The sequence below is a fragment of the Escherichia sp. E4385 genome, assembly GCF_963883145.1.
Taxonomy (GTDB): Bacteria; Pseudomonadota; Gammaproteobacteria; order Enterobacterales; family Enterobacteriaceae; genus Escherichia.
Genome location: NZ_CAWOOJ010000002.1, coordinates 675,816 through 697,030 on the forward strand (window position 1 = coordinate 675,816; position 21,215 = coordinate 697,030).

The 21,215-nt window shown below is 52.9% G+C and carries 17 protein-coding genes and 1 rRNA gene; 11 read left to right on the forward strand and 7 right to left on the reverse strand.

Translation table 11 applies throughout. The features are described 5' to 3' along the window. Nucleotides 1-253: 253 nt before the first annotated feature. The 9 genes from AACS80_RS05680 (at nt 254) to pepE (ending at nt 7,768) form a co-directional block, all read left to right on the forward strand. The gene (locus AACS80_RS05680; protein WP_135410803.1) at nt 254-1,201 is read left to right on the forward strand and encodes a sugar-binding transcriptional regulator; all 948 of its coding nucleotides are present in this window, start codon (nt 254-256) and stop codon (nt 1,199-1,201) included. A 70-nt stretch (nt 1,202-1,271) separates the two neighbouring features. Beyond that, on the forward strand, nt 1,272-2,078 hold the full coding sequence (locus AACS80_RS05685) for an SDR family oxidoreductase (RefSeq protein ID WP_001195410.1): 807 nt from the start codon (nt 1,272-1,274) through the stop codon (nt 2,076-2,078). 9 nt (nt 2,079-2,087) lie between these two features. Then, a complete protein-coding gene (locus tag AACS80_RS05690; RefSeq protein WP_131162353.1) occupies nt 2,088-2,495 on the forward strand; it encodes a mannose/fructose/sorbose PTS transporter subunit IIA in 408 nt (135 codons plus the stop codon). Further along, nucleotides 2,495-2,989, forward strand: a complete 495-nt coding sequence (locus AACS80_RS05695; RefSeq protein ID WP_130205757.1) for a PTS system mannose/fructose/N-acetylgalactosamine-transporter subunit IIB — start codon at nt 2,495-2,497, stop codon at nt 2,987-2,989. Before AACS80_RS05690 ends, AACS80_RS05695 begins: the two co-directional genes overlap by 1 nt. A gap of 65 nt (nt 2,990-3,054) precedes the next feature. Further along, nucleotides 3,055-3,852 (forward strand): PTS mannose/fructose/sorbose transporter subunit IIC, encoded by a 798-nt coding sequence (locus AACS80_RS05700; RefSeq protein WP_000406332.1) that lies wholly within the window; start codon nt 3,055-3,057, stop codon nt 3,850-3,852. A gap of 10 nt (nt 3,853-3,862) precedes the next feature. Then, entirely contained in the window at nt 3,863-4,687 is an 825-nt protein-coding gene (locus tag AACS80_RS05705; protein WP_130205755.1) for a PTS system mannose/fructose/sorbose family transporter subunit IID, read from the forward strand. A 51-nt stretch (nt 4,688-4,738) separates the two neighbouring features. Continuing rightward, a complete protein-coding gene (gene sorE / locus AACS80_RS05710; protein ID WP_135410802.1) occupies nt 4,739-5,968 on the forward strand; it encodes an L-sorbose 1-phosphate reductase in 1,230 nt (409 codons plus the stop codon). After that, nucleotides 5,961-6,773: a shikimate 5-dehydrogenase gene (locus AACS80_RS05715; RefSeq protein WP_135410801.1), complete on the forward strand. Its 813-nt coding sequence runs from the start codon at nt 5,961-5,963 to the stop codon at nt 6,771-6,773. Before sorE ends, AACS80_RS05715 begins: the two co-directional genes overlap by 8 nt. 305 nt (nt 6,774-7,078) lie before the next feature. Further along, nucleotides 7,079-7,768, forward strand: a complete 690-nt coding sequence (gene pepE, locus AACS80_RS05720) for a dipeptidase PepE (protein WP_130261152.1) — start codon at nt 7,079-7,081, stop codon at nt 7,766-7,768. 44 nt (nt 7,769-7,812) lie between these two features. On the opposite strand, the gene AACS80_RS05725 is transcribed toward pepE, so the two are convergent. After that, complete coding sequence (locus AACS80_RS05725; RefSeq protein WP_130205749.1) at nt 7,813-9,444, reverse strand: Na/Pi cotransporter family protein; 1,632 nt, start codon at nt 9,442-9,444, stop codon at nt 7,813-7,815. A gap of 219 nt (nt 9,445-9,663) precedes the next feature. After that, entirely contained in the window at nt 9,664-13,347 is a 3,684-nt protein-coding gene (metH, locus tag AACS80_RS05730) for a methionine synthase (protein WP_135410800.1), read from the reverse strand. Between the two features lie 199 nt (nt 13,348-13,546). Here metH and iclR point away from each other — a divergent pair, with 199 nt between their 5' ends. Beyond that, nucleotides 13,547-14,371, forward strand: a complete 825-nt coding sequence (iclR, locus tag AACS80_RS05735) for a glyoxylate bypass operon transcriptional repressor IclR (protein WP_000226403.1) — start codon at nt 13,547-13,549, stop codon at nt 14,369-14,371. A gap of 15 nt (nt 14,372-14,386) precedes the next feature. Here iclR and aceK read toward each other — a convergent pair whose 3' ends face one another. The 4 genes from aceK to metA form a co-directional block, all read right to left on the reverse strand. Further along, nucleotides 14,387-16,111: a bifunctional isocitrate dehydrogenase kinase/phosphatase gene (aceK, locus tag AACS80_RS05740; protein ID WP_135410799.1), complete on the reverse strand. Its 1,725-nt coding sequence runs from the start codon at nt 16,109-16,111 to the stop codon at nt 14,387-14,389. Nucleotides 16,112-16,234: 123 nt separating this feature from the next. After that, entirely contained in the window at nt 16,235-17,539 is a 1,305-nt protein-coding gene (aceA, locus tag AACS80_RS05745) for an isocitrate lyase (protein WP_135410798.1), read from the reverse strand. A 29-nt stretch (nt 17,540-17,568) separates the two neighbouring features. Then, nucleotides 17,569-19,170 (reverse strand): malate synthase A, encoded by a 1,602-nt coding sequence (aceB, locus tag AACS80_RS05750; RefSeq protein ID WP_135410797.1) that lies wholly within the window; start codon nt 19,168-19,170, stop codon nt 17,569-17,571. A 268-nt stretch (nt 19,171-19,438) separates the two neighbouring features. Next, nucleotides 19,439-20,368 (reverse strand): homoserine O-acetyltransferase MetA, encoded by a 930-nt coding sequence (gene metA, locus AACS80_RS05755; RefSeq protein WP_135410796.1) that lies wholly within the window; start codon nt 20,366-20,368, stop codon nt 19,439-19,441. 156 nt (nt 20,369-20,524) lie between these two features. On the opposite strand from metA, the gene AACS80_RS05760 reads away from it, so the two are divergent. Continuing rightward, nucleotides 20,525-20,968 carry an acetyltransferase gene (locus AACS80_RS05760; protein ID WP_135410795.1) on the forward strand — a complete coding sequence of 148 codons (444 nt, stop codon included), beginning with the start codon at nt 20,525-20,527 and terminating at the stop codon, nt 20,966-20,968. 119 nt (nt 20,969-21,087) lie between these two features. Here AACS80_RS05760 and rrf read toward each other — a convergent pair. Next, nucleotides 21,088-21,203 (reverse strand): 5S ribosomal RNA (gene rrf / locus AACS80_RS05765). Between the last annotated feature and the right edge of the window lie 12 nt (nt 21,204-21,215).

Sequence of the window (21,215 nt, forward strand, 5' to 3'; positions counted from 1 at the left end):
TTTTATCACAAAAGTGTCACCAGAAGCCCGATGCAAATTTGCCTGGCGAAAACCAGGATAATCAACCTATTACGAATCTCTGCACACTTGTGCTGATGACTGCTACGCAGAGAAACAAATGTGCAAGATAAAGCGCCATTTCAGTCCAAACAAAGAGTGAAAAATCGCTTTTAAAGGTCACCATGATGGAGTTATATCAGATCAAGCGGTTAAAAAGCATATTTGCACAAATGTGCAAAATCAGGAGGCGGCGATGGAAAACAGTGACGATATCCGTTTGATTGTGAAGATTGCCCAACTCTATTACGAACAGGACATGACGCAGGCGCAAATCGCCCGCGAACTGGGTATTTATCGGACCACCATCAGCCGCTTACTTAAACGGGGGCGCGAACAGGGAATTGTCACCATCGCCATCAACTATGACTACAACGAAAATCTCTGGCTGGAGCAGCAACTGAAGCAAAAGTTTGGTCTGAAAGAAGCTGTGGTGGTATCAGGGCGCGATGAAGGGGAAGACGCTCAGTTGGCGGTAATGGGGTTACACGGCGCGCAATTGTTAGATCGTTTGCTGGAACCTGGTGATATTGTCGGTTTTTCCTGGGGCCGCGCGGTGAGCGCACTGGTTGAAAACTTGCCGCAGGCGGGGCAATCGCGGCAGTTAATTTGCGTGCCGATTATTGGCGGCCCGTCCGGTAAACTCGAAAGCCGCTATCACGTAAACACATTAACCTACAGCGCAGCGGCAAAGCTGAAAGGGGAATCGCAGCTCGCGGATTTTCCAGCTCTGCTAGATAACCCCTTAATTCGTAATGGGATCATGCAGTCTCAGCACTTTAAAACCATCTCAGCCTACTGGGATAATCTGGATGTCGCCCTCGTGGGGATTGGCTCACCGGCTATTCGCGATGGCGCCAACTGGCATGCATTTTATGGCGGCGAAGAGAGTGACGACCTGAATGCCCGTCAGGTTGCCGGTGATATTTGCTCACGCTTTTTTGATATTCACGGCGCAATGGTCGAAACGAATATGAGCGAGAAAACACTCTCTATCGAAATGAATAAACTAAAGCAGGCACGTTATTCCATTGGCATTGCCATGAGTGAAGAAAAATACAGCGGAATTATTGGTGCACTGCGTGGAAAATATATTAATTGTCTGGTAACGAATAGCAGCACAGCTGAACTATTACTGAAATAAAAATCTTCCCGATGTTTACCGTAATAAAAAATTACGGCGGGCCTCTATTACCTAAAATCAGGAGTCTGTTATGCAAACGTGGTTAAATTTGCAGGATAAAATCATTATTGTCACCGGTGGCGCATCCGGTATTGGTCTGGCGATTGTGGATGAATTATTAGCACAAGGCGCGAATGTACAGATGGTCGATATTCACGGTGGCGATGGTCAATATGAAAGTCATAAAGGTTATCAGTTCTGGCCGACCGATATTTCCAGCGCCAAAGAGGTAAATCATACGGTAGCGGAAATTATTCAGCGTTTTGGTCGCATCGACGGTCTGGTCAATAACGCCGGGGTCAACTTCCCGCGTCTGCTGGTCGATGAGAAAGCGCCTGCCGGACAGTATGAACTCAACGAAGCCGCATTCGAAAAAATGGTCAATATCAACCAGAAAGGCGTTTTTCTGATGTCGCAGGCAGTGGCGAGACAGATGGTCAAACAACATGATGGGGTGATTGTGAATGTCTCCTCGGAAAGTGGGCTGGAAGGCTCAGAAGGCCAAAGCTGCTACGCCGCGACCAAAGCCGCGCTCAATAGCTTCACGCGCTCCTGGTCGAAAGAGCTGGGTAAACACGGTATCCGTGTGGTCGGTATCGCGCCGGGGATTCTGGAAAAAACCGGGCTGCGCACGCCGGAATATGAAGAGGCGCTGGCGTGGACGCGCAATATCACCGTCGAACAGCTGCGTGAAGGCTATACCAAAAACGCCATTCCTATTGGGCGCGCCGGAAGATTAGCGGAAGTGGCTGATTTTGTTTGTTATCTGCTGTCTGAACGCGCCAGCTATATCACCGGAGTAACCACTAACATTGCCGGCGGCAAAACGCGCGGCTAAGGAGGCTTTATGGTCAATGCCATTTTTTGCGCCCACGGCAAATTAGCTTGCGCCATGCTGGAATCGGTTCAGATGGTGTACGGCGACGCCAATGTTGAGGCAGTTGAATTTGTGCCCGGCGAGAACGCCGGAGACATCGTGGCAAAGCTGGAAAAGTTAGTGAGTATTCACAATCATGACGAGTGGTTAATCGCCGTGGACTTACAGTGCGGCAGCCCGTGGAACGCGGCGGCAACGCTTGCGATGCGTAATCCGCGCCTGCGGGTAATCAGCGGCCTTTCCCTGCCGCTGGCGCTCGAACTGGTCGATAACCAGGACAGCATGAACGTTGATGAACTGTGTGAACACCTGACGCAAATCGCAAAGCAAACCTGCGTTGTCTGGAAACAACTGGCAACGGCAGAGGAGGATTTCTGATGAACATTACGCTCGCCCGCATTGATGACCGCCTAATCCACGGCCAGGTCACTACCGTCTGGTCGAAAGTGGCTAACGCCCAGCGCATTATTATCTGCAATGACGAAGTGTATAACGATGAAGTTCGCCGGACATTATTGCGTCAGGCCGCCCCGCCGGGAATGAAAGTTAACGTGGTCAATATTGAAAAAGCTGTCGCGGTGTATCACAACCCACAATATCAGGACGAAACCGTATTTTATCTTTTTACCCGACCTCAGGATGCCTTAGCGATGGTTCGCCAGGGAGTAAAAATCGGCACCCTGAATATTGGCGGCATGGCCTGGCGACCCGGTAAAAAACAGTTAACCAAAGCAGTTTCATTAGATGACGATGATATTAACGCATTTCATGAGTTAAATAATCTTGGCGTCACGCTGGATTTACGCGTTGTAGCGTCAGATCCTTCAATCAATATTATCGACAAAATAAAAGAACAGTTAGTCGCAAATTAAATAATAGCGCCTGTGTACATATGCTTTAACAGGCAGGGATGACGACACTTAAAAGGTGACAAATCATGGAAATAAGTACCCTACAAATCATTGCCATATTTCTTTTTTCCTGTATTGCCGGAATGGGCAGCGTGCTGGATGAATTTCAGACTCATCGCCCGTTAATTGCCTGTACGGTGATTGGTTTAATTCTCGGTGATTTAAAAACCGGAATTATGCTCGGTGGTACGCTGGAATTGATAGCTCTCGGCTGGATGAACGTCGGCGCGGCACAATCTCCGGATTCTGCACTCGCCAGCATAATCTCCGCCATTCTGGTTATCGTTGGTCAGCAAAGCATCGCCACCGGTATCGCCATCGCGTTGCCTGTGGCTGCGGCAGGCCAGGTGCTGACGGTGTTTGCCCGCACCATCACCGTTGTGTTCCAGCACGCGGCGGATAAAGCAGCGGAAGAAGCGCGGTTTCGCACTCTCGATATTCTGCATGTCTCCGCGCTTGGCGTGCAGGCACTGCGCGTTGCGATTCCAGCACTGATTGTCTCGCTGTTCGTCAGCGCCGATATGGTGAGCAATATGCTGAGCGCCATTCCCGAATTTGTGACCCGTGGATTGCAGATTGCTGGCGGTTTTATCGTGGTGGTCGGTTACGCCATGGTGCTTCGCATGATGGGCGTGAAATATTTGATGCCTTTCTTTTTCCTCGGTTTCCTCGCAGGTGGCTACCTCGATCTCAGTCTGCTGGCGTTCGGTGGCGTCGGCGTGATCATGGCCCTGCTCTACATCCAGCTAAATCCACAGTGGCGTAAAGCTGAACCACATCCCCAGACCACCACTATCACCGCCCTTGACCAACTTGATGATTAACGGAGCCATCATGGAACAGAGAAAAATTACACGCAGCGATCTGGTGAGCATGTTTCTGCGCTCCAACCTGCAACAGGCGTCCTTCAACTTTGAACGCATTCATGGGCTGGGCTTTTGTTACGACATGATCCCCGCCATCAAGCGACTCTACCCATTAAAAGAGGATCAGGTTGCGGCGCTCAGGCGACACCTGGTGTTCTTCAATACCACGCCAGCCGTATGTGGTCCGGTCATCGGCGTGACCGCCGCCATGGAAGAAGCGCGGGCCAACGGTGCAGAAATTGATGACGGCACCATTAACGGCATCAAAGTTGGCCTGATGGGACCATTGGCAGGGGTTGGCGATCCACTGGTCTGGGGAACCCTACGCCCGATTACCGCCGCGCTCGGCGCATCTCTGGCTCTTTCTGGCAACATTCTCGGCCCACTGCTGTTCTTCTTTATTTTCAATGCAGTACGTCTGGCAATGAAATGGTATGGGCTGCAACTGGGCTTTCGTAAAGGCGTGAATATCGTCAGCGATATGGGCGGTAATTTGCTGCAAAAACTGACTGAGGGCGCATCTATTCTCGGACTGTTTGTGATGGGCGTGCTGGTCACCAAATGGACGTCGATCAACGTGCCGCTGGTCGTCTCGCAAACGCCTGCCGCCGATGGCTCCACCGTCACCATGACCGTGCAGAACATTCTCGACCAACTTTGCCCTGGTTTGCTGGCGCTCGGTCTGACGCTGCTGATGGTGCGTCTGCTCAACAAAAAAATTAACCCGGTATGGCTGATTTTCGCCCTGTTTGGTTTAGGGATTATCGGCAATGCGCTGGGCTTCCTGTCCTGATTCTTCGCCCCGGCGCAACCGTCGGGGCCATCGTTCAACACGAGGTGGTTTATGAAAACAACAGCTCTGCGTCTTTATGGTAAACGTGATTTACGCCTGGAAACCTTTGATCTTCCTGAAATGCAGGAGGATGAAATCCTCGCGACGGTGGTCACCGACAGCCTGTGCCTCTCTTCCTGGAAAGAGGCCAATCTGGGTGAAAACCATAAAAAAGTACCCGACGATGTGGCGACCAATCCCATCATCATCGGCCATGAATTTTGCGGCGATATTCTGGCCGTGGGTAAAAAGTGGCAGCACAAATTTCAGCCGGGCCAGCGCTATGTGATTCAGGCCAACCTGCAATTGCCGGAAAGCCCGGACTGCCCCGGTTACTCTTTCCCGTGGGTGGGTGGTGAAGCCACACATGTGGTTATCCCAAATGAGGTTATGGAACAGGATTGCCTGCTGGCATACGACGGCGAAACCTACTTTGAAGGCTCGCTGGTTGAACCGCTTTCCTGCGTGATTGGCGCGTTCAACGCCAACTATCATCTTCAGGAAGGTAGTTATAACCACACGATGGGGATTCGCCCGCAAGGGCGCACACTGATCCTCGGCGGCACCGGACCAATGGGACTGTTAGCGATTGATTATGCGCTGCATGGGCCAGTTAACCCGTCGCTACTCGTTATTACCGATACCGACAATAACAAATTAAGTTATGCGCGACAGCACTATCCATCAGAACCGCAAACACTGATTCATTATCTCAATGCCGCCGATGCAGCATTTGATACGTTAATGGCACTGAGTGGCGGTCACGGCTTCGATGATATTTTCGTCTTTGTGCCAAATGAAGGACTGGTGACTCTCGCCTCCTCCTTGCTGGCGACAGATGGTTGTCTGAATTTCTTCGCCGGACCGCAGGATAAACACTTCAGCGCACCAATTAATTTCTACGATGTGCATTATGCCTTTACTCATTACGTTGGCACATCGGGCGGCAATACCGATGACATGCGTGCGGCGGTCAAACTGATCGAAGAGAAAAAAGTGCAGGCCGCAAAAGTGGTAACACATATTCTTGGGCTGAATGCTGCGGGCGAAACCACGCTTGAATTGCCTGCCGTCGGCGGCGGCAAAAAACTGGTGTATACCGGGAAAGACCTGCCGCTGACGTCACTCACGCAGATTCAGGATCAAGCACTGGCGGCGATTCTGGCGCGTCATCAGGGGATCTGGTCCGGTGAGGCGGAGCAATATCTGCTCACTCATGCAGAGGCAATTAGCCATGATTAATCGCGATACTCAACTGTGCATGTCGCTGGCCGGTCGCCGCGGCAACTTCGGCACGCGTTTTCACAATTATCTGTATGAAAAGCTGGGGCTAAATTTCATCTACAAAGCGTTCACCACCCAGGATATTGAGGCGGCGGTGAAAGGTGTTCGCGCATTAGGTATTCGCGGCTGTGCCGTGTCGATGCCGTTTAAAGAAAGCTGTATACCCTTTCTCGATGCGATCGATCCGTCAGCGAAAGTCATTGATTCAGTGAATACCATCGTGAATGACAACGGCAGGCTGACCGGGTTTAACACCGACTACATTGCGGTGAAAAACCTGATTATTCACCACCAGCTCAATAGCGCCGCACGCGTGATGATTCGCGGCAGTGGCGGCATGGGCAAAGCGGTCATTGCCGCCTTTCGCGACGCGGGGTTTACCGATGTCATCATCGCCGCCCGCAACCACGAGAGCGGCCCGGCGCTGGCGAAGCAGTATGGCTTCCAGTGGCAACCGCAGCCAGAAGGAATCGACTGCGACATTCTGGTTAACGTTACCCCTGTCGGCATGAGCGGTGGTAAAGAGAGCCATGAGCTGGCCTTCAGCGAAGCGATGATCTCTACGGCAAGCGTCGTTTTTGACGTCGTGGCATTACCGCCGGAAACGCCGCTCATTTGCCTGGCGCAACGGCTAGATAAGCAGACGATCAGCGGCGCAGAGGTGATTGCTTTACAGGCCGTCGAGCAGTTCGCGATGTATACCGGTGTGCGACCTGATGCGCGGCTGATTACTGAAGCGGCACAATTTGCACGAGAAGGATAAGAAACATCAGCGCCTTAAGGGGCGCTCAGATTGGTGGCAAAGTGCACGTTGTTTATGCCGGATGCGGCGCAAACACCTTATTCGGCCTACAAAATCGCGAAAATTCAAGACATTGCAATTAACTTGTAGGCCTGATAAGCGTAGCGCATCAGGCAATGCTGTGTTTGTCATCAGGCTCAGCGCCTTGTTTGCTAACTATCCTCAGAACGCCTGGTTCAATGCGCGACATCGTGAGCCATGTCAGTAAGCGGTTAAAATCACAGTGGTAGCATGCCTCCCGTGATTTCTTACTAACCGGAGAAGTAATGGAACTGCTTTTATTGAGTAACTCGACGCTGCCGGGTAAAGCCTGGCTGGAACATGCGCTGCCGTTGATTGCTGAACAGTTGCAAGGTCGCCGTTCAGCGGTGTTTATTCCTTTCGCTGGCGTAACGCAAACCTGGGATGATTATACGGCCAAAACGGCTGCGGTCCTTGCCCCACTTGGCGTTTCTGTCACCGGTATTCATAGCGTGGCCGATCCTGTTGCCGCGATTGAAAATGCTGAGATCGTGATTGTCGGCGGCGGCAACACTTTCCAGTTGCTGAAACAGTGCCGCGAGCGCGGGCTTTTGGCACCCATTGCCGACGTAGTAAAACGTGGCGCGCTGTATATCGGCTGGAGTGCAGGCGCTAACCTTGCTTGCCCAACTATCCGCACCACCAACGATATGCCGATTGTCGATCCGCAAGGTTTCGATGCGCTGAATCTGTTCCCGCTGCAAATCAACCCGCACTTCACCAACGCGCTGCCGGAAGGCCATAAAGGGGAAACGCGCGAGCAGCGTATTCGCGAACTGCTGGTCGTCGCGCCAGAACTGACCATTATTGGCCTGCCGGAAGGTAACTGGATCACGGTGAGTAAAGGTCACGCTACGCTGGGCGGCCCGAATACCACTTATGTATTTAAAGCTGGTGAGGAAGCGGTGCCGCTGGAAGCGGGTCACCGTTTTTAAGTGAATTGCCGGGGGCAGCGCCACCCGGCATCCCGTGCACTGTATTAATACTCGTCCCGTCCCTCATCTTCATCCGGCTGTTCCAGCACACTGTAAGCCACCGAACAAAACAGCGAGTTCAGACGCTGCATATCGCCCAGTAAGCCTAAATGCAGCGAACTGGTTTCAATGCTTTGCACGTTTTGCTGATGCAGGCGATCGACGTGAGCATGGGAATAACGGCGATTAAGAATGCGAAAGCGATGCTTACTACGGCGCAAACGACGAGCGCTGGTGACATCGCCAGAGAAGAACACCGACATTGCCAGCTTTAAATTACTGAGCAATTGCTCATAGAGCGCATCCAGTTCCTTCAACCCATCAAGCGAAAATGCTCGCCGTGCTGCCAGTGATTTGTCAGCAATTTCGCTGCCCATGCGCTCGACGATATCGGAAGCCTGCTCCAGGTTGAGAGCCATTTCGATAATCTCCGCCCAGCGGCGCGACTCTTCTTCCGCCAGCTCTTCTTTTGGCATCCGCGCCAAATAAAGTTTAATCGCGGTGTAGAGGACGTTGATATCATCCGCCAGCTTGCGCAACTCCTTCTCTTCACGCGGTTCACCGTGCATCACTTTATTCAGCCCTTCCATCATCTGTTCCATCGCGTCACCGATGCGCAGTGTTTCACGGGCGGCATTCGCCAGAGCAAGAGTCGGAGTATCCAGCGCACTAACGTCCAGATGTTTTGGTTTCAGATGGGCATCCAACTCAGGTTCATCGCGAATAATCGTTTTGCAAAATCGCGCCATTGGATCGACAAACGGCAGCATGACCAGGCAACGAACGAGGTTGTAGAAGACGTGAAAATAGATAACCAGTTCCGCTTTTGGCAAAGGCAGTTTATCCATTGATTCAGCCAGAACATGGACAAATGGCAGGATAATCAAGCTCCCCACCAGCTTAAACAACAAGCTACCCATCGCAACACGGCGAGCGGCGGCATTGGCGGCACTGTTGTTGAGCATCGCCAGCAGGCCGGAACCGAGGTTGGCACCAATCACCAGACAGAGCGCCACCGGGAAGGAGATAATGCCTGCGGCGGTCAAAGTAGCGGTCAGCAATACAGCAGCAAGGCTGGAGTAGCTGATAACGGCGAACATCGCGCCAATCAGCGCATCCAGCAGAATATCGCCAGTCAACGAAGCAAAGATCACCTGAACGCCGTTTGCCTGGGTGATCGGCGTTACGGCCTGCACAATCAACTCCAGCGCCAGCAAAATCAGCCCAAGACCAATACCGACGCGGCCCAGTTGCCCGGCGCGTGACTGTTTGCGTCCGAGGAAAAAAATCACGCCGATAAAAATGAGCAGCGGTGACAACCAGGATAAATCGAAGGTGAGGACCCGCGCCATTAGCGCCGTCCCGACATCAGCCCCCAGCACAATCACCAGCGCGGGCGCGAGAGCAACCAGATCCTGGGCGACAAACGAAGTCACCAGCATGGTGGTGGCATTACTGCTCTGTACCAGTGCGGTAACGCCGATCCCCGCGCAAAAGGCGAGCGGCTTCTTTTCGACGCTCCGGCTAAGAACAGTACGCAGTCGTGCGCCGAAGACGCGCATTACGCCTGTTCGAACAATATGCGTCCCCCAGACCAACAGGGCGACGGCAGAAAGCAGGTGAAGCAGCGTTAACACGAGTTCAGGTTCTCCTTATCGTTATATGTTCCTGAAGCAATTGAATGACCAAAGGACCGGAAACACGCTGACTGGCATCTTTACTGTGCCTTTTGACATTCGTTTTTCCGGCTAAGATTATTCCAGCCTGATTCCAGTATAAGTGTTTCATATTAATAAAGAGACAGGGCACCCATTGAGTGCCCTGTTTGTTGTAAGGAAAAGTGACAGATTTGTGAATCAGTCCGCGTCATACCCCAGATTCGGTGCCAGCCAGCGCTCAACTTCGGTAACGCTCATACCTTTACGACGGGCATAGTCTTCGACCTGATCGCGCTGAATCTGCGCCACGGCATAGTACTTGCTGTCCGGATGGCTGAAGTACCAACCCGAAACCGATGCACCGGGCCACATCGCGAAAGATTCCGTGAGTTTCATGCCAGTGTGTTTTTCCACTTCCAGCAGCTCCCAGATGGTGGCTTTTTCCGTATGTTCCGGGCAGGCCGGATAGCCCGGTGCCGGACGGATGCCCTGGTAGTTTTCGCGGATCAGCTCTTCGTTGCTGAGGTTCTCGTTCGGCGCATAGCCCCAGTAGACTTTACGCACACGCTCATGGAGATACTCCGCAAAGGCTTCGGCTAAACGGTCGGCAAGCGCTTTCACCATGATTTTGTTGTAATCATCGTGCTGCGCTTCAAAGGCATCAGCCAGTGCGTCCTCTTCCAGCCCGCCAGTCACGGCAAATGCGCCAATGTAATCTGCTTTACCAGAAAGCTTCGGCGCAACGAAATCAGCGAGACAGTAGTTAGCGAAGCCCGTTTTTTCGGTCTGTTGACGCAGATGGTGGCTGACGTTGATCACATGTGTACGCGTTTCGTCACGGTAGATTTCAATGTCATCGCCCACACGGTTTGCCGGGAACAGGCCCACCACGCCACGCGGATTCAGCGTTTTCTCGGCGCTTAATTTATCCAACATGTCGTTGGCGTCTTTAAACAGCCGCTTCGCCTCTTCGCCCACCACTTCATCTTCCAGAATGCGCGGATACTTCCCGGCCAGCGACCAGGTCATAAAGAACGGTGTCCAGTCGATGTAATTACGCAGCGTTTCAATGCTGGCTTCGACTTCCTGCACGCCGAGACGGTGTGCCACGGGCGGCGTGTAAGCCTGCCAGTCAAAAGCGAAATCGTTATCGCGCGCCGCTTCCAGCGTAACTGGCGGGGTGCGCGGTTTCTTGCGTCCGTGCTGAATACGCACGGTTTCGTACTCTTTGCGGGTACGAGCGACAAAGTCATCACGCTGAGTGTCGGAAAGCAGCGCCGCCACGACGCCAACGGTGCGCGAGGCGTTCTGCACATACACCGTCGGGCCGCTGTAGTTTTGCTCGATTTTCACCGCCGTGTGCGCTTTTGAGGTGGTCGCACCGCCAATCAGTAGCGGAATGGTGAAGCCCTGACGCTCCATCTCTTTCGCCACGTTGACCATTTCGTCCAGCGATGGCGTGATCAATCCCGAAAGGCCAATCAAATCGGCATTCACTTCTCTGGCGGTACGGAGGATTTTTTCCGCAGGCACCATCACGCCGAGATCGACGATTTCATAGTTGTTGCATTGCAGCACCACGCCAACGATATTTTTACCGATATCGTGCACATCGCCCTTCACGGTGGCGATCACCATCTTGCCGTTGGTTTTGCCCTGCTCTTTGCTGGCTTCGATAAACGGTTCGAGATACGCCACCGCCTGTTTCATGACGCGCGCCGATTTCACCACCTGCGGCAGGAACATTTTCCCTTCGCCAAACAGGTCGCCAACCACGTTCATGCCGTCCATCAGCGGGCCTTCAATCACCTGAATGGGGCGCTCGGCCTGCTGGCGGGCTTCTTCGGTGTCCTGCTCGATAAACTCGGTAATGCCTTTGACCAGCGAGTATTCCAGACGTTTATTCACTTCCCACGAGCGCCACTCCGCCTGCTGGGCGTTAGCGGTATCGTCGGTTTTGCTGCCGCGATATTTCTCGGCAAGTTCCAGTAAACGCTCGGTGCCATCGTCGCGACGGTTAAGGATCACATCTTCCACCGCGTCGCGCAGTTCAGCGGGCAGGTCGTCGTAAATTGCCAGTTGCCCGGCGTTGACGATCCCCATATCCATACCGTTACGAATGGCGTAGTAGAGGAACACCGCGTGAATAGCTTCGCGCACCGGATCGTTACCACGGAACGAGAAGGAAACGTTAGAGACGCCGCCGGAAATCAGCGCGTGCGGCAGTTCGCGTTTGATGTCTTCACACGCGCCGATAAAGTCCTGCGCGTAGTTGTTGTGCTCTTCAATGCCAGTTGCGACCGCGAAGATGTTCGGATCAAAGATGATGTCTTCCGCCGGGAAGCCGACTTCCTCGGTGAGTATTTTGTACGCCCGACGGCAAATTTCGATTTTCCGTGCACGGGTATCGGCCTGGCCCTGTTCGTCAAAGGCCATTACCACCACCGCTGCACCGTAACGACGCAACAGTTTCGCATGATGGATAAAGGCGTCGACGCCCTCTTTCATCGAGATAGAGTTAACAATGCCTTTGCCCTGAATACACTTCAGACCTTTTTCAATGACGTCCCATTTTGAGGAGTCGATCATAATCGGCACGCGGGCGATATCCGGTTCACCGGCAATCAGGCTGAGGAAACGCACCATCGCCGCTTCGGCGTCGAGCATCCCTTCATCCATGTTGATATCGATAATCTGCGCACCGTTTTCCACCTGCTGGCGCGCCACATCCAGCGCCTCGCTGTATTTATCTTCTTTAATCAGGCGCTTGAATTTGGCAGAACCGGTGACGTTAGTCCGCTCCCCGACGTTAACAAACAGGCTGTCTTCGCCAATGTTCAGCGGCTCCAGGCCGGACAAACGACAGGCGACGGGGATCTCCGGCAGTTTGCGCGGCGCTAATCCTTCTACTGCGCGACTCATTGCCGCAATATGTCGTGGCGTGGTGCCGCAGCAACCGCCGACGATATTGAGGAATCCCGCTTCCGCCCATTCACGTATCTGTTTTGCCATCGTGTCGGCATCGAGATCGTATTCACCAAAAGCGTTGGGCAGCCCGGCGTTCGGGTGGGCGGTGACGTAGCATTCTGCAATCCGAGACAGCTCCTGCACGTACTGGCGCAGTTCATCGGGTCCCAGCGCACAGTTCAGGCCAAAGGTCAGCGCTTCGGCGTGGCGCAATGAGTTGTAAAATGCTTCGGTGGTCTGCCCGGAGAGTGTGCGCCCGGAGGCGTCGGTGATGGTGCCGGAGATCATAATCGGCAGTTCAACGCCCAGCGCTTCGAACTCCGTTTTCACCGCAAAAATCGCCGCTTTGGCGTTGAGGGTGTCGAAGACGGTTTCAATCAGAATCAGATCCGCACCACCTTCGACTAATGCTTTGGTGGATTCGCGATAAGCCGCCACCAGCTGGTCAAAAGTGATATTACGAAATGCCGGATCGTTTACGTCCGGCGATATAGACGCCGTGCGGTTGGTTGGGCCGAGAACACCAGCAACGTAGCGCGGTTTCTCCGGCGTGCGCGCGGTCCACTCGTCAGCACAAGCACGCGCCAGTTTCGCCGCCGCAAAGTTGATTTCCGCCGACAGGGATTCCATCTGGTAATCCGCCATCGCAATCGTCGTGGAGTTGAAGGTGTTGGTTTCGATGATATCTGCGCCCGCTTCAAAGTAAGCGTTGTGGATGGCGGAGATCACTTCCGGTTTGCTGAGAACCAGCAGGTCGTTGTTACCTTTAAGATCGCAAGGCCAGTCGGCAAAACGTTCACCGCGAAAATCTGCCTCGTTCAGTCGATAACTCTGGATCATGGTGCCCATACCGCCGTCCAGCACCAGAATACGTTCATTTAACTGCGCACGCAGTTGTTCAACTTTGCTGCTCACACTCGCTCCCGACACGCTCAACCCAGACTGTAAAAAAATTCAACAGACCATACTGGCATAAACGCATCAGTGGTAAAAGCGACCACCACGCAACATGAGATTTGTTCAACATTAACTCATCGGATCAGTGTGGCAACTATTGCATTACACCGTAATAAAAATGAAAATGATTTCCACGATACAGAAAAAGGAGACTGTCATGGTCGCACCCATTCCCGCAAAACGCGGCAGAAAACCCGCCGTTGCCACCGCACCCGCGACTGGACAGGTTCAGTCTTTAACGCGTGGGCTGAAATTACTGGAGTGGATTGCCGAATCCAATGGCAGTGTGGCGCTAACGGAACTGGCTCAGCAAGCCGGATTACCCAATTCCACGACTCACCGCCTGCTAACCACGATGCAACAGCAGGGGTTCGTCCGTCAGGTCGGTGAACTGGGTCACTGGGCGATCGGCGCACATGCCTTTATGGTCGGCAGCAGCTTTCTCCAGAGCCGTAATTTGTTAGCCATTGTCCATCCTATTCTGCGCAATCTGATGGAAGAGTCTGGCGAAACAGTCAATATGGCGGTGCTGGATCAAAGCGATCACGAAGCGATTATTATCGACCAGGTGCAGTGTACGCATCTGATGCGTATGTCAGCCCCTATCGGCGGTAAGTTACCGATGCATGCCTCTGGTGCCGGTAAAGCTTTCTTAGCCCAACTGAGCGAAGAACAGGTGACGAAACTGCTGCATCGCAAAGGCTTACATGCCTATACCCACGCGACGCTGGTGTCTCCTGTGCATCTAAAAGAGGACCTCGCCCAGACGCGTAAACGTGGCTATTCATTTGACGATGAAGAACATGCGTTGGGGCTTCGTTGCCTCGCGGCGTGTATTTTCGATGAGCACCGCGAACCATTTGCCGCAATTTCGATTTCCGGGCCGATTTCACGTATTACCGATGACCGCGTGACCGAGTTTGGCGCGATGGTGATTAAAGCGGCGAAGGAAGTCACGCTGGCATATGGCGGTATGCGGTGATTTTTCGTCTCTGATTTATACGAATCGCACGCTAAACCGCTGCCTGCGCCGATACGCATAAACATCTTCCACATGCCCTTCACGGATGCGTTTTTGTAGCGCGCGCCAGTAATCAGCGCGGAACAGGTCGGCGTGCATCTCTTCAAACAGTGGCCCAATGCGCGGGTCGGCGCATAGCCAGTGACGGAACTCTTCCGGGAAAACATCGCCTGGCGAGACGCTGTACCACGGCTCACTGGCAAGTTCGTCCTCCGGGTAGCGCGGCGGTGGGATGTCGCGGAAATTCACTTCCGTCATGTAGCAAATTTCATCGTAATCATAAAACACCACGCGCCCGTGACGAGTGACACCAAAGTTTTTAAATAGCATGTCGCCAGGGAAAATATTGGCGGCGGCAAGCTGGCGAATAGCGTTGCCGTACTCTTCAATAGCGTCGCGCAGCTGTTGGCCCTCAACCTGTTCCAGCCAGATATTGAGCGGCACCATCCGCCGTTCGATGTAGAGATGGCGAATCACAATCTGTTCGCCGAGATCGGTGATTTTTTCCGGCGCTTCCTGGAGCAGTAATTCCATTAATGCCGGTGCGATTTGCCGCTTCTCCAGCACAAAGTTTTCAAACTCCTGGGTATCCGCCATTCGACCTACGCGATCGTGCTCTTTAACCAACTGATAGCAGGCGCGAACGTGAGCCGCAGACATCTCTTTCTGCGGCGCGAACTTGTCTTTAATCACTTTGAATACCCGATCAAATCCCGGCAGCGTGAACACCAGCATCACCATTCCACGAATGCCCGGCGCTTCAATGAACTGCTCATTACAGCCCTGTAGATAAACGAGATATTCGCGGTAGCTTTCGGTTTTGGCGTGCTTCTGGCAGCCGATAGCCATATACAATTCAGCGGTGGTTTTACCTGGCAGAATTTCCCGTAACCACTCGACCAGTGCGGCAGGTAGCGACGCGTAAACCATAAAATAGGAACGCGCGAAGCCAAAGACAATGCTCGCTTCGGCGGTGGTCGTCAGGCAGGTATCAATAAACAGCTCGCCGTCGTCCGCCTGGTGGATAGGCAGCAAAAAGGGCAACGTGCCGGAAGGCGTGATCAGTTTGCCCACCAGCCAGGCGGCTTTATTGCGGTAAAACAGTTCGTTCGCCACCTGTAAATGGCTTTCCGCGAGGTTTTCTGTCCCCAGCGTTTCCGTCAGATGGCGAATGATGTAATGAATGTCACGGCTTTTATTCTGCCAGCGCAGACGCAGCGGCAGGTCGCTGAGGACACGCATTAGTAGCGATTCCCAGCCGTGATCGGGATAAAAGTCTTTTGCCAGCGGGCGCGGAATGGTACGAAAGCGACGCTCTGGCTGGGAGCTAAAGATAAAAAGCCGCTCGGGAGTCAGCGAGCGGTGGTCAAATAACCGACAGTACACGGAGTTAAAAAAGCTCTCCGCAATCTCGAAGCGCGGGTAATCCGGCAACAGCCGGGTGTAATGCTCTTTGACGCGCAGTAAAAATTCCGCGTCCGTGCTTTGGCCGTTAGTGATACAGCGCAGCTGTTCCACCACCAGACCAACATGATGATCATAAAGATGGATACGGTTTTTCATCGCCTGCTGGACAGCGTGCCAGTCGGCTTGTTCGAAACGCTGCTGCGCCCCGGAGGTCACTTCGAGAAATCGACCATACTGAGCGTCGAAACCTTGCAAAATGGTTTGTGCAATCAGTAATTCCAGGCCACGCGGCATTTGTTGTCCTCGTCGGGAGCAGAGAATTGCCGGATAAGACGCGCAAGCGTCGCACCAGGCGTTGATTGCCGGATGCGGCGTGAACGCCTTATCCGGCCTACGGTTAGCAACGTTTATCGGTTGTTAGAACTGCGATTCTTCGGTGGAGCCGGTCAGCGCGGTAACTGACGACGTGCCGCCCTGAATAATGGTCGTCACTTTATCGAAATAACCTGTCCCCACTTCCTGCTGGTGAGAAACAAAGGTGTAGCCATCTTTCGCGGCGGCGAATTCCGGTTGCTGCACTTTTTCAACATAGTGCTTCATACCCTCGCCCTGCGCATAGGCGTTTGCCAGGTCGAACATGTTGAACCACATGCTGTGGATGCCTGCCAGGGTGATGAACTGGAACTTGTAACCCATATCCGACAGCTGCTGCTGGAAGCTGGCGATAGTTTTGTCGTCGAGGTTTTTCTGCCAGTTGAACGACGGCGAGCAGTTATAAGCCAGCAGTTTGCCCGGATATTTCGCGTGGATGGCTTCCGCAAAGCGGCGCGCCAGTTCCAGGTCTGGCGTGGAGGTTTCACACCATACCAGGTCAGCATACGGCGCATACGCCAGGCCGCGGCTGATCGCTTGTTCAATACCTGCATGAGTACGGAAGAAACCTTCGTTGGTGCGCTCGCCGGTAATAAATTCGCTATCATACGGGTCGCAATCAGAGGTGATCAGATCCGCTGCATCGGCATCGGTACGTGCAACCAGCAGGGTTGGAACGCCCGTCACGTCGGCAGCCAGACGCGCAGCGACCAGTTTCTGAATAGCTTCCTGAGTTGGCACCAAAACTTTGCCGCCCATGTGACCGCATTTCTTCACTGATGCCAGCTGATCTTCGAAGTGAACTGCCGCTGCACCGGCTTCAATCATCGCTTTCATCAGTTCAAAGGCATTCAGGACACCACCAAAACCGGCTTCCGCATCGGCAACGATCGGCAGGAAGTAATCGACATAGCGCGGTTCGCCCGGCTCAATGCCCGCAGACCACTGGATCTGATCCGCACGGCGGAAAGTATTGTTGATCCGCTCAACCACGGCAGGAACTGAGTTCGCCGGATAAAGCGACTGGTCCGGGTACATGCTTGCTGCCAGGTTAGCATCCGCCGCTACCTGCCAGCCAGACAGGTAGACCGCTTCAATGCCCGCTTTCGCCTGCTGCAGCGCCTGACCGCCAGTCAGTGCACCGAGGCTGTTGATGTAGCCTTTTTTCGACTCGCCATGCAGCAGACGCCACATTTTCGCCGCGCCCAGTTGCGCCAGCGTGCATTCAGGATTGACTGAACCGCGTAATTTCACCACATCTTCCGCGCTGTATGGGCGAGTAATGCCTTCCCAACGCGGTTGAGTCCACTCTTTCTGTAATTCTTCAATTTGTTGTGTACGGGTTTTCATGTGCAGATGCTCCATAGTTATGTGGTGGTTTACGCTAACAGGCGGTAGCCTGGCAGGGTCAGGAAATCAATTAACTCATCGGAAGTGGTGATCTGTTCCATCAGGCGTGCGGCATCGTCGAAACGCCCCTGGGAGAAACGTTCTTCGCCCAGTTCGCTGGCAATGACTTTCATCTCTTCGCCCAGCATCTGGCGGAACAAGGCTTTGGTCACCGGTTTGCCATTGCTCAACGTTTTTTGATGATGGATCCACTGCCAGATCGAGGTACGGGAAATTTCAGCCGTCGCCGCATCTTCCATCAGGCCATAAATCGGCACGCAGCCGTTGCCGGAGATCCACGCTTCGATGTACTGCACAGCCACGCGAATGTTGGCGCGCATACCTTCTTCGGTGCGTTCACCATCACAAGGTGCCAGCAGCTGATCGGCAGTAATCGGCGCGTCTTGTTCGCGCATCACCTCAAGCTGGTTTTTGCGGGAGCCGAGAATATCGTTGAATACCGCCATTGCCGTATCCGCAAGGCCTGGGTGAGCGATCCATGTGCCATCGTGACCGTTATTGGCCTCCAGCGATTTATCCGCTTTTACTTTGTTGAGCACCTGGTTATTGCGCTCTTCATCTTTGCTCGGAATAAACGCCGCCATGCCGCCCATCGCAAAAGCACCGCGTTTATGGCAGGTTTTAATCAACAGGCGTGAGTAAGCATTCAGGAATGGTTTATCCATCGTCACTGCCTGTCTGTCTGGTAGGACGCGATCGGGATAGTTTTTCAACGTTTTGATATAGCTGAAGATGTAATCCCAGCGACCGCAGTTCAGACCAACAATATGGTCACGCAGCGCGTGAAGGATTTCGTCCATCTGGAACACGGCAGGCAGCGTTTCAATCAGCAATGTCGCCTTGATAGTGCCGCGCGGCAGATTAAAGCGATCTTCTGCATAGCTGAAGACTTCGCTCCACCAGGCCGCTTCCTGCCAGGACTGGGTTTTCGGCAGATAGAAATAGGGGCCGCTGCCTTTTGCCAACAGTGCCTGGTAGTTGTGAAAGAAATAGAGCGCAAAATCAAACAGGCTGCCAGGAATCGCTTCGCCGCGCCAGGTGACATGTTTTTCCGGCAAATGCAGGCCGCGTACCCGGCAAATCAACACCGCGGGATTTGGCTTGAGCTGATAGATTTTGCCTGCTTCGTTGGTGTAACTGATGGTGCCGTTAACCGCATCGCGCAGGTTAATTTGCCCATCGATCACTTTGTTCCAGTCTGGTGCCAGTGAATCTTCGAAATCGGCCATAAACACTTTCACATTCGCGTTGAGTGCGTTGATCACCATCTTGCGCTCAACCGGGCCAGTTATCTCGACTCGACGATCTTGTAAGTCCGCAGGAATACCACGAATTTTCCAGTCTGTATCGCGAATGGAAGCTGTTTCCGAAATAAAATCAGGCAACGTTACGTTATCGATATCCCGCTGCTGCTGAATGCGCGCTGCCAGAAGTTTATTGCGTTGTGGCGTAAAATGCGTCACCAGCTCAGTCAGAAATTCTACCGCCTCGGCAGTGAGAACTTGCTTCTCCTGCTCGCCATACGGCCTTGTGAAAGCCAGTTCATCGGTTGTTGTTGCCTGTTCAGTCATCGTGCAGCTCCTCGTCATGGATCCGAAAACTTCCCCACTGTGAACGAAGGATCGTTGTGTGCTTTTCGTTCAGCACAACTAAGACTACCCATTTAAAAATCAAAATCAAAAACAATTTCCATTTTAAATAAAAATATATGATAACTTATTGATAACAATATGAATAAAATTTATTCACCTGCTGAGGTGTGTTTCGGAAATAAAAAAGGCACCCGAAGGTGCCTGAGGTAAAGTGCTGAATCGCTTAACGATCGACCGCCACAGAAGATTAATCCAGTGTAGGATTCATACGGCGTAGATCGTATGGCGTGATCTGGTAGACGTAATAGTTGAGCCAGTTGGTAAACAGCAAATTGCCATGACTGCGCCAGCTCGCTCGCGGTTTGTTTTGCGGATCGTTGTGCGGGAAATAATTATACGGTACATCCGGGTCTAGCCCGGCTTCCACATCGCGGAAATATTCCTGCGCCAGCGTTTGCGCATCATATTCGGGATGGCCCGTCACAAAGGCAATGCGCTTATCTTTGCTGGCAAACAGATAGGCATCCCCTTCTTCTGTCTCTGCCAGAATTTCCAGATCGGTATAATCACGAATCAACGCTGCCGGAAAGTCAGCATAGCGCGAATGTGGCGCCAGAAATGAATCATCAAAGCCACGCGTCAGAAGTGCATGAGGATGGAGAATATGATGCTCGTAAACGCCAGAGAGTTTGTCGGTGCGGGTTTGCTTAGGAATGCCGTAGAGGATATTGAGCGCTGCCTGGACCGCCCAACAGACAAACAGCGTTGAGGTGACGTGATCTTTCGACCACTCCAGCACCTGTTTGATCTGCGGCCAGTAAGCGACGTCATTAAATTCCACCAGGCCCAGCGGCGCGCCGGTGACGATCAGGCCATCAAAGTTCTGCTCCTGAATATCTTCAAAGTTGCAATAGAAGTTGTTCAGATGCTCTGCGGGCGTATTGCGCGATTCGCGGGAATCGATGCGCAACAGCTGAATATCGACCTGCAAAGGCGAGTTTGAAAGCAGACGCAGAAACTGATTTTCAGTTTCAATCTTCTTCGGCATCAGGTTAAGGATAAGCACCTTTAGCGGACGAATTTCCTGACCAGACGCGCGAGAAGTTGTCATCACAAAGACGTTTTCTTCACGCAAGAAATTGACGGCGGGTAGCTCGTCCGGCACACGAATCGGCATAACCTGATTACCTCACTACATACGCTTATACGTTTAGACATCCAGATAGCTGAAGATAACCAGAAAATTTACCAATGTCGAGCCTGCATGTTGAAGGTGAGAAAGTTTCAAGGAAAAGGCTACGTTAGAATATAAGAATGACTAAAAGGAGAGAAAATGGTTATTAGTATTCGCCGCTCACGGCATGAGGAAGGGGAGGAACTCGTTGCGATTTGGTGTCGTTCTGTCGATGCCACCCACGATTTTTTATCAGCAGAGTATAGGGCCGAATTGGAAGAGCTGGTGCGTTCCTTTCTGCCGGAAGCACCGTTGTGGGTCGCGGTTAATGAGCGGGATCAGCCGGTTGGGTTTATGTTATTAAGTGGGCTGCATATGGATGCGCTGTTTATCGATCCTGATGTGCGCGGCTGCGGCGTGGGTCGGATGCTGGTGGAGCATGCGCTCTCGATGGCACCGGAACTGACAACCAACGTTAATGAGCAAAATGAGCAGGCGGTTGGGTTCTATAAGAAGATGGGCTTTAAGGTTACAGGGCGCTCTGAGGTGGACGATTTGGGGAAACCGTATCCGTTGCTGAATCTGGCGTATGTGGGGAAATAAGCTACCCCCCTACCATGCCTGCGTAGACTGGATAAGACGCGCCAGCGCCGCATCCGGCATTTTTTTCTGCATCAACGCAAAAAGGCCATCCTGACGGATGGCCTTTCGCTTTATTTGATGCCTGGCAGTTCCCTACTCTCGCATGGGGAGACCCCACACTACCATCGGCGCTACGGCGTTTCACTTCTGAGTTCGGCATGGGGTCAGGTGGGACCACCGCGCTACGGCCGCCAGGCAAATTCTGTTT